Origin of the sequence: Agathobaculum sp. (assembly GCF_050946325.1) — a bacterium.
Taxonomy (GTDB): Bacteria; Bacillota; Clostridia; order Oscillospirales; family Butyricicoccaceae; genus Agathobaculum.
Genome location: NZ_JBMNUP010000089.1, coordinates 1 through 7,572, shown reverse-complemented (window position 1 = coordinate 7,572; position 7,572 = coordinate 1). Strand labels below are relative to the sequence as shown.

At 57.3% G+C, this 7,572-nt stretch carries 12 protein-coding genes; all 12 read left to right on the top strand.

Annotated features, from left to right (window positions below):
• Nucleotides 1-361 (top strand): MBL fold metallo-hydrolase (locus tag ACOYIE_RS07670; RefSeq protein WP_433412011.1); only part of this gene is annotated, 361 nt, incomplete at its 5' end.
• On the top strand, nucleotides 358-1,824 hold the full coding sequence (hemZ, locus tag ACOYIE_RS07665) for a coproporphyrinogen dehydrogenase HemZ (RefSeq protein ID WP_433412009.1): 1,467 nt from the start codon (nucleotides 358-360) through the stop codon (nucleotides 1,822-1,824). The genes ACOYIE_RS07670 and hemZ, both read left to right, overlap by 4 nt.
• 12 nt (nucleotides 1,825-1,836) lie before the next feature.
• Entirely contained in the window at nucleotides 1,837-2,760 is a 924-nt protein-coding gene (locus tag ACOYIE_RS07660; protein WP_433412007.1) for a uridine kinase family protein, read from the top strand.
• 84 nt (nucleotides 2,761-2,844) lie between these two features.
• The gene (locus ACOYIE_RS07655) at nucleotides 2,845-3,237 is read left to right on the top strand and encodes a zinc ribbon domain-containing protein (protein ID WP_433412005.1); all 393 of its coding nucleotides are present in this window, start codon (nucleotides 2,845-2,847) and stop codon (nucleotides 3,235-3,237) included.
• Nucleotides 3,238-3,302: 65 nt separating this feature from the next.
• Entirely contained in the window at nucleotides 3,303-4,928 is a 1,626-nt protein-coding gene (locus tag ACOYIE_RS07650; protein ID WP_433412003.1) for a putative polysaccharide biosynthesis protein, read from the top strand.
• Between the two features lie 15 nt (nucleotides 4,929-4,943).
• Nucleotides 4,944-5,735, top strand: a complete 792-nt coding sequence (mazG, locus tag ACOYIE_RS07645; RefSeq protein WP_433412001.1) for a nucleoside triphosphate pyrophosphohydrolase — start codon at nucleotides 4,944-4,946, stop codon at nucleotides 5,733-5,735.
• Nucleotides 5,736-5,764: 29 nt separating this feature from the next.
• Nucleotides 5,765-6,043: an HU family DNA-binding protein gene (locus ACOYIE_RS07640; RefSeq protein ID WP_433412000.1), complete on the top strand. Its 279-nt coding sequence runs from the start codon at nucleotides 5,765-5,767 to the stop codon at nucleotides 6,041-6,043.
• Nucleotides 6,044-6,045: 2 nt separating this feature from the next.
• Nucleotides 6,046-6,288, top strand: coding sequence for an RNA-binding S4 domain-containing protein (locus ACOYIE_RS07635; RefSeq protein ID WP_433411998.1), 243 nt, complete (start codon nucleotides 6,046-6,048; stop codon nucleotides 6,286-6,288).
• A 65-nt stretch (nucleotides 6,289-6,353) separates the two neighbouring features.
• A complete protein-coding gene (gene yabP / locus ACOYIE_RS07630) occupies nucleotides 6,354-6,647 on the top strand; it encodes a sporulation protein YabP (RefSeq protein ID WP_433411996.1) in 294 nt (97 codons plus the stop codon).
• A complete protein-coding gene (gene yabQ, locus ACOYIE_RS07625) occupies nucleotides 6,644-7,099 on the top strand; it encodes a spore cortex biosynthesis protein YabQ (RefSeq protein WP_433411994.1) in 456 nt (151 codons plus the stop codon). The genes yabP and yabQ overlap by 4 nt, the downstream gene beginning before the upstream one ends.
• 45 nt (nucleotides 7,100-7,144) lie before the next feature.
• Complete coding sequence (locus ACOYIE_RS07620) at nucleotides 7,145-7,426, top strand: FtsB family cell division protein (RefSeq protein WP_433411992.1); 282 nt, start codon at nucleotides 7,145-7,147, stop codon at nucleotides 7,424-7,426.
• A 32-nt stretch (nucleotides 7,427-7,458) separates the two neighbouring features.
• Nucleotides 7,459-7,572, top strand: a 114-nt coding sequence (locus tag ACOYIE_RS07615; protein WP_433412013.1) for a S1 RNA-binding domain-containing protein, incomplete at its 3' end; no start/stop codon positions are given.

Below are 7,572 nucleotides of genomic sequence, written 5' to 3'. Positions count from 1 at the left end.
GGGGCAGTTCCGTCCGTTTGCCAGCCGCTATGTGGAGGACAAGCCGGATATCATTGCCCGCGAGGGAACGGAAGTGTCCTTCGGCGGTATGACGGCGTATTATATGAATACGCCCGGCCACACGCCCGGCTCCTCGGTGATCCGTATAGAAGATGCGCTGTTTACAGGGGATACGCTGTTCCGTCACGAATGCGGACGCTGCGACCTGGAAGGCGGCGATTTTGGACAGATGCTGGCCTCGCTCAAGCGGCTGCATGATCTGAACGGGGACTATCGGGTGCTGCCCGGCCATGAGGCGGTTTCCTCGCTGGAGGAAGAACGCCGCTTCAATCCCTATATGCTGCAGGCAACCGGCAGATGATCTATACATTGGAGGGGCATGCGCTTAAGCATGCTGTGGAAGAAATGCTGCTGACGCTGCTGCCGGCTGTCACGCTTGCCCGTGCGGAACAGCCGCCGGAGCAGGGCGATTATTGCCGCAGCATACTCATCGAGCAGGACGGGGCGGCGCAGGTGCGCGCCGTCGTCCGCCTGGACGGTACGACGCGCGAAAGCGCGCGAAGCGCTTCGGTTGCAGGCCTTGCGCCGCTGGACTACAAGCGTACGGTTACCGAGCTGGTGAAATCAACAGTATATGATGCAGTGGTGCCGGCGCTGGCCGAGCCGCCCGTCTGGGGCAGCCTGACCGGTGTGCGTCCGGCCAAACTGGCGCGCGGGCTGATTGCGCGCGGCATGAGCCGCGGGGAGGCTGCGGAACATCTGCGGGAGCATTTTCATGTTTCGCCGGCCCGCACAGCGCTTACCATCCGCGCCGCCGCAACCGCAATGGCGCTGGACCAGACCATCGGCAAAGAGGATATTTCGCTGTATGTGGGCATTCCGTTCTGCCCGTCGCGCTGTTATTACTGCTCGTTTGTGTCGTCAGCAACCGCGCAGTCCGGCCATCTGATTGAGCCGTACCTGGAAACGCTGTGCCATGAAATTGCACAGACCGCAGCGCTGGTGCGCGAGGCGGGAAAACGCATCCAGAGCGTATATATCGGCGGTGGAACCCCGACCACACTGAACGAAAAACAGCTTGCGCGTCTGCTGGGTACGCTGGAGCAGAGTTTTGATTTTTCCGGACTTTGCGAATATACGGTGGAAGCAGGGCGACCGGATACCATTACGCCGGATAAACTGCGTGTGCTGAAAGCCGCAGGCGTGAACAGGGTGAGCATCAACCCGCAGTCGATGGATGATGCGGTGCTGGCCGCGATCGGCCGCAGGCATACGGCGGAAGACGTGCTGCGCGCATATGACGAGGCGCGGGAAGTCGGATTTTCCGCCATCAATATGGATTTGATCGCCGGATTGACCGGCGATACCGTGCAGTCCTTCGCGCAGACCGTCCGTCAGCTGACCCGCCTTGCGCCGGAGAATATTACGGTACACACGCTGGCGATCAAACGCGGCGCCGACCTGACAGACAAGGCGGCGGCCGCCGCACAGCGGACGGCGGTGGCGCGCATGCTGGAGGGCGCAGCGGATACGCTGCAGCGCGCCGGATACGGGCCGTATTACCTCTACCGGCAGAAATTCATGGCAGGCGGATTTGAAAACGTCGGGTGGTGCCGGCCGGGCACAGAATGCTTCTATAATGTGGCCATGATGGAGGAATTGCAGACCATTCTCTCGCTTGGCGCGGGCGGCGTTTCCAAGCGGGTGGACAGGGATACCGGCTGGATTGAGCGGGTGAACAACCCCAAGTATCCGCTGGAATATATTGCGGCCAGCGAACGGCTGGCGGCGGGCAAACGTAAACTTTTGTTCCCAGAGCAGTAAGGAGGGACCAATATGGCAGAGTATAAGCTTTCCGATATCAACCGGCGCGCGCAGAGCGATGCACCGGAATTTATCGCGGAATGTGAAGCGCGGTATCATGCACAGGTGGTTCATGTGGCGGATGTGATTGCCGAAAACAGCCGCCAAAAGCCGATTGTCCTGATTAACGGCCCGTCCTCGTCCGGCAAGACGACGACGAACGACCGTCTGTTCCGCGCGCTCGCGGCGCATGGTATTCATGCGGAAACCATTTCGATGGATGATTATTACCGCACCATCGGCACTTATGAGGTGCCGTGGGACGAGGAAAACGAAGTTGCCGACCTGGAAAGCCCGAACTGTATGGATTTGCCGCTGCTGGGGCAGCACTTAAAGCAGCTGGTGGCAGGCGAGGAAATTCTGGTGCCGCGGTTTGATTTTGCATCGCGCACCTTCATTCCCGATACGCGCGCGCTGCGTCTGGATGAGGATGAGGTTGTGCTGATTGAGGGGATTCATGCGTTCAATCCGCTGATTGTAGGCGGCCTGTCCCAGTCGGCAGTCTGCGTATATCTGTCGATTGCCAGCTCGGTGGAGGATGAAGACGGCATGCATCTGGAACCGTATATGCTGCGCTTTCTGCGCCGTGCGATGCGCGACAGCCTGTTCCGCAATTCTCCGGTGGAGGATACGCTGCGCCAGTGGAATTCGGTGCGGCGCGGGGAGCGGCTGTATATTGACCCGAACAGAGAACATGCCGCGCTGTCGGTGGATACGTTCCTTCCGTATGAGCTGTGCATCCTGATGGAAAAGCTGGATGCATCGCTGCGCCGGCAGGGCGAAGGGCTGCGGCGTGCGGGGCTTGCGCCGGTGGAGCAGGCGCTCGGCAGAGTGGCGGATATTGACTATGCGGCGTATATTCCGGAGGACTCTGTGCTGCATGAGTTTATCGGCTGAATGCTGTATTGATTTTTGGCATACTGTGCAGTATAATAAACGCAATATAGCGGGCAAAAGGCACGCTGGAAGGAGCGATAAACAATGGATGCAAGAGTGCAGACGTTTCTGGATAAGGTGAAGGTCATGGCGGATAAAACCGGCAGGTCGGTGGAACGAGCGGCGGATGCGACAGGCAAAAAGGCGAGCGAGCTGGCCAGCGCAACCCGCATTCGCCTGCTGATGTTTGACCTGAATACCGAGTGCGATGTTCTTTATAAGGACATTGGCAAGATGGTATACGACCTGCACAAAGGCGAAGAAGTATCCAGCGAAGAAATGGATGCCAAGATTGCGGCTGTGGATGAAAAACAGAGCAAACTTGCAGATCTTCGGGATGAGCTGAACGGCATGAAGTCGGTGGTGACCTGCCCGCAGTGCGGCAAGCAGTGCAGCAAGGATGATTCCTTCTGCTCCTCCTGCGGCGGCACGCTTTAAGCGTGCATAATTCCGTGTGCCCGGCCATACGGTGAACTATCAGAACAGAGAAGGGCGGGCATAATTTGCAGCGAAAAAAACAGAATTTTATCGAAGGCGCGTTTGTGCTGATGGCGGCCAGTCTGGTGGTTAAGGTGATTGGAGCATTCTTCCAAATCCCTCTGCAAAACCTGATTGGCGGGGAAAGTTCGCCTGCTTTCGGCATGTTCAGCGCGGCTTATCGAATTTATACAGCCATGCTGGTGGTTTCAACCGTCGGTTTGCCGGCGGCACTCTCCAAAATGGTTGCGGAGGCGACGGCGTGCGGACGTGAGCGTGAGGTGCGCCGGATTGTCCGCGTGGCGGGATGGATTTTCGTACCGGTTGGCGCGCTGTGTTCTGTCGCGCTGTTTTTCGGCGCGGATACCTTTGCGGCGTGGATTAAAAATGCGGATGCCGGCCTTGCGGTAACGGCGATTGCCCCGAGTGTGCTGATGGTTGCGGTGCTGTCAGTATTCCGCGGCTATTATCAGGGCAGGTCCAATATGGTGCCCACGGCGGTTTCGCAGGTCATTGAAGCGATGGGCAAGCTGTTCGTCGGCCTGGGACTGGCATACTATGCGATGCGAAACGGCATGAGCGACCCTGCGGTGGCGGCGATGACCGTGCTTGGCGTTACCATAGGTGAGATGGCGGCGGCCGCATACATGCTGCTGCAGGCGGCGGTGATGCACCGCAGGGCAACGCCGGTTCGCATGCTCAGTGACGCGGCGCGTCCGTCCGGAGAGCTGGCAAAAACCCTGCTTTCTCTCTCCATTCCGATTACCATCAGCTCTGCGGTGATGAGCCTGACCGACCTGATTGACGTAGCGTTGATTTCGGCGCGGCTGCAAAGCCCTGCGGTCGGCATGTCTGCCGAGCAGGCGATCACGACCTATGGCATCTATACGGGCCAGGCCATTAACTTTTTTAATTTGCCGCAAACGCTGATTACGGCGCTTGCAGTCAGCGTATTGCCGACGATTGCCAGCGCGCGGGCGGCACAGAATTTTACCAAGGTATCCAAAACGGTATCTACAACGCTGCGGCTGACGCTGATGATTACATTGCCGGCGGGCGCCGGCTTTTTGCTGTTGTCCGGCCCGATTTTGCGGATGTTTTACGCAAGCGGTACGGTGCTGGGCGGACAGCTGATGGCGATTCTCGGCATAGCGGTGCCGGCGGTTGCGCTGGTTGCCGTGACCAATGCGGTTTTGCAGGCGTTCGGCCGCATTGACCTGCCGCTGATTTCCATGTTTCTTGGCGCGGTGGTCAAGATGCTGGGCGATTATTATTTGATTGGCATGCCTTCTCTCAATATTCTCGGCGCGCCCATCAGCACGGCGGCATGTTATTGGCTGATTGCGCTGCTCAACCTGTTGCAGATTGGCCGATTGTCGCATGCGCTGCCGCCGCTGGGCAAAACGGCGGGGCGGCCGCTGGCGGCAACGGTGGGAATGGGCGCGGCGGTCGTCATCTGTCAGACAGCGCTGACGCGCATACTGTCCGCAGCGCCCGGCTCTGCGGCGGATAAACTGTGTACGCTGGTTTGTATCCTGGCGGCGGTTGCGGTATATGGGGTTTTGCTGCTCTCCCTGCGCGCGGTGGAACGGGAAGATGTGCTGCTGCTGCCGAAAGGCGAAAAAATTGCAGATTTTTTACATTTAAAATGACGGGAAGTAAGAAAAATGGTTGATTTTCAGCAAAAAGAAGCATACAAATTTGAGGATTTGCTGCGTATCATGGAGCTGCTGCGCGGACCGGAGGGCTGCATGTGGGACAGGGAGCAGGATCACAGCTCCATCCGCCGCAATTTTATTGAGGAGACCTACGAGGTGTGCGAGGCGATTGACGAGCAGGACCCGGAACACCTGAAGGAAGAACTGGGCGATGTGCTGCTGCAAGTGGTATTTCACGCGCAGATGGAAAAAGAAAAAGGCGTGTTTGACATTGACGATGTGGCGGACGGCATCTGCAAAAAACTGATTTACCGCCATCCGCATGTGTTTGGGGATGTGGAAGTAGGGTCGTCTGCGGAGATTTTGAGCAACTGGGACGCCCTGAAACGCAAGGAGAAGCATCAGGCGACCGATACTTCCGCTCTGCAGAGCGTTGCCAAGAGCCTGCCCAGCCTGGTTCGTGCGGAAAAGCTGCAAAAGAAGGCGGCAAAGGTCGGGTTTGACTGGGAGGACGCAGCGGGTGCCTTCGGTAAAGTGGAGGAAGAAATGGATGAGGTGCGCAGGGCAATGCACGGAGACGGCGACCCCGAGGAAGAAGTGGGCGATCTGCTGTTCGCGGCGGTCAACGCGGCGCGCCACCTGAAGGTGGACCCGGAACGTGCGCTGGAAAAAGCCTGTGAAAAGTTTATCCGCCGCTTTGCTTCGATGGAGCGGCAGGCCAAGGAAGGGGACAAGGCGCTGGCAGATCTGTCGCTGGCAGAGATGGATGCGCTTTGGAATAGAGCAAAAGAACAGGAATAACAAGAACAGGATAACGGAGGTTAAGAAGAATGAAAAAAAGCGAATTCGTTGCGCTGGTGGCGGAAATGGCGGAGCTTTCTAAAAAAGACACGGAAAAAACGATTGACGCAGTTTTCGCGGTAATCGGCGATGCGATGGCACAGGGAGACAAGCTCCAGATCAGCGGTTTCGGCACGTTTGAGACCAAGCAGCGCGCAGCCCGTACCGGCCATAATCCGCGCACGGGAGAGTCGATTGATATTGCCGCGGCAACCCTGCCTGCGTTTAAGCCGAGCCAGGCCCTGAAAACCAAGGTGGATGCGAAGTAACGGTGAGACTGGATAAATATCTGAAAGTATCGCGCCTGATAAAACGAAGGACTGTGGCGAATGATGCGTGCGACGCAGCACGCATCACGGTTAACGGAAAGGCGGCCAAAGCCTCTTATCAGGTGAAAGAGGGCGATATCATTGAAATCGCCTTTGGCCAGCGCACGATGAAGGTTGAGGTGCTGGCAATTGCCGAGCATGCGCTGAAAGCGGATGCCGCGGCGCTGTATCGTGAGATTTTGTAATAAAACATCCCGCTGCCCCGTATGATGAAGGGAGCGGGATGTTTTATTTGGAAGGAGGGGCTGCCATGGCAGCAGAGGAGCGATACAGGGATATGCCGCATACCGTTATTTTGGAGGGCAGGGAGCGGCTGTCCGTTTCCGGCGTGACCGATGTGCAGAGCTTTGATGAGGAGCAGATTGTGCTGGAGACGGTGCGCGGCATGCTGGTTGTGCGCGGGCAGAGCCTGCATGTGGAACGCCTTCAAATTGAAGCGGGGGAACTCATCGTTGAAGGGGAGGTGGGCTGCCTGGAATATGATGAAAGCGCGCAGCCCCGCGGCGGATTGCTGCGGCGCCTGTTTGGCGGAGGCGAAGCATGACGCTGCCGGTGCAGGCGCAGTTTGCGCTGGTGCTGCAAAGCGTACTGCTGGGCGCGGGGCTGGCGTTGTTTTATGACAGTCTGCGCGCGGTAAGGATATACTTCCGCCTGGGCAGCGTGAAAACCGCGCTTTGCGATACGGTGTTCTGCCTGGTGATGCTGGCGGCCGTATTTGAGTTTGCCATTGCGCGGGCGGCGGCGCAGACCAGGTATTATGTGCCGGCAGGCGCGGCGGCAGGGACGTGGATTTACTTTACGCTGCTCGGCAGCGCAGTGCGCGCAGGGTGGTTTGCTGTTCTGACGGCGGCAGAGACATTGCGCCGATGGCTGAAAAAAGAGCGCGCAAAGCTGCATGCTCTGCTCTGCCGCGCTGCGAATGTTGAGAAAATTACGGGTTTTACAAAAAAGTTTGCAAAACCCCCTTCCATTTTTCGTCGGAAAGGTTTAAAATAAATCTCGAATCAGTTTGGTTATGGAGGGCAAAACGGGATGGCCCGGATGTCAAAAAGCAAAACGCCGCTTTTGGTTAAGCTGTTGATGCTTGGCTTTTTGCTTTATGCGGTGGTGACGATTGTCAGTCTGCAAACGCAGATTGCGGATAAGCGCGAGCAGCTTGATTCGCTGAACATGCGTGTGCAGGAATACGAAGCCGCCAATGAAGCGCTGCGGCAGGAGATGCAAAGCGGCATCACGGAAGCGGACATCAGCGAAATTGCCCGCACAGAACTGAGCTATGCAGAACCGGGAGAGCGTGTCTTTGTAGACACATCCAGCAGGTAAAAGGGAAAAATAACGGAGGCAAAAAAATTTATATGGATTTGGCAGTGGGAGCGATTGTAGAAGGCAAGGTGACAGGGATCACCAAATTTGGTGCGTTTGTCGCGTTGCCTGAAGGAAAATCGGGTATGGTGCATATATCCGAAGTG

Excerpts from the sequence above, each read along its gene's own strand:
- ACOYIE_RS07620 (WP_433411992.1), top strand. The coding sequence starts at position 7,145 with ATGTCAAAAAGCAAAACGCCGCTTTTGGTTAAGCTGTTGATGCTTGGC.
- yabQ (WP_433411994.1), top strand. The coding sequence starts at position 6,644 with ATGACGCTGCCGGTGCAGGCGCAGTTTGCGCTGGTGCTGCAAAGCGTA.
- mazG (WP_433412001.1), top strand. The coding sequence starts at position 4,944 with ATGGTTGATTTTCAGCAAAAAGAAGCATACAAATTTGAGGATTTGCTG.
- yabP (WP_433411996.1), top strand. The coding sequence starts at position 6,354 with ATGGCAGCAGAGGAGCGATACAGGGATATGCCGCATACCGTTATTTTG.
- ACOYIE_RS07640 (WP_433412000.1), top strand. The coding sequence starts at position 5,765 with ATGAAAAAAAGCGAATTCGTTGCGCTGGTGGCGGAAATGGCGGAGCTT.
- hemZ (WP_433412009.1), top strand. The coding sequence starts at position 358 with ATGATCTATACATTGGAGGGGCATGCGCTTAAGCATGCTGTGGAAGAA.
- ACOYIE_RS07660 (WP_433412007.1), top strand. The coding sequence starts at position 1,837 with ATGGCAGAGTATAAGCTTTCCGATATCAACCGGCGCGCGCAGAGCGAT.
- ACOYIE_RS07655 (WP_433412005.1), top strand. The coding sequence starts at position 2,845 with ATGGATGCAAGAGTGCAGACGTTTCTGGATAAGGTGAAGGTCATGGCG.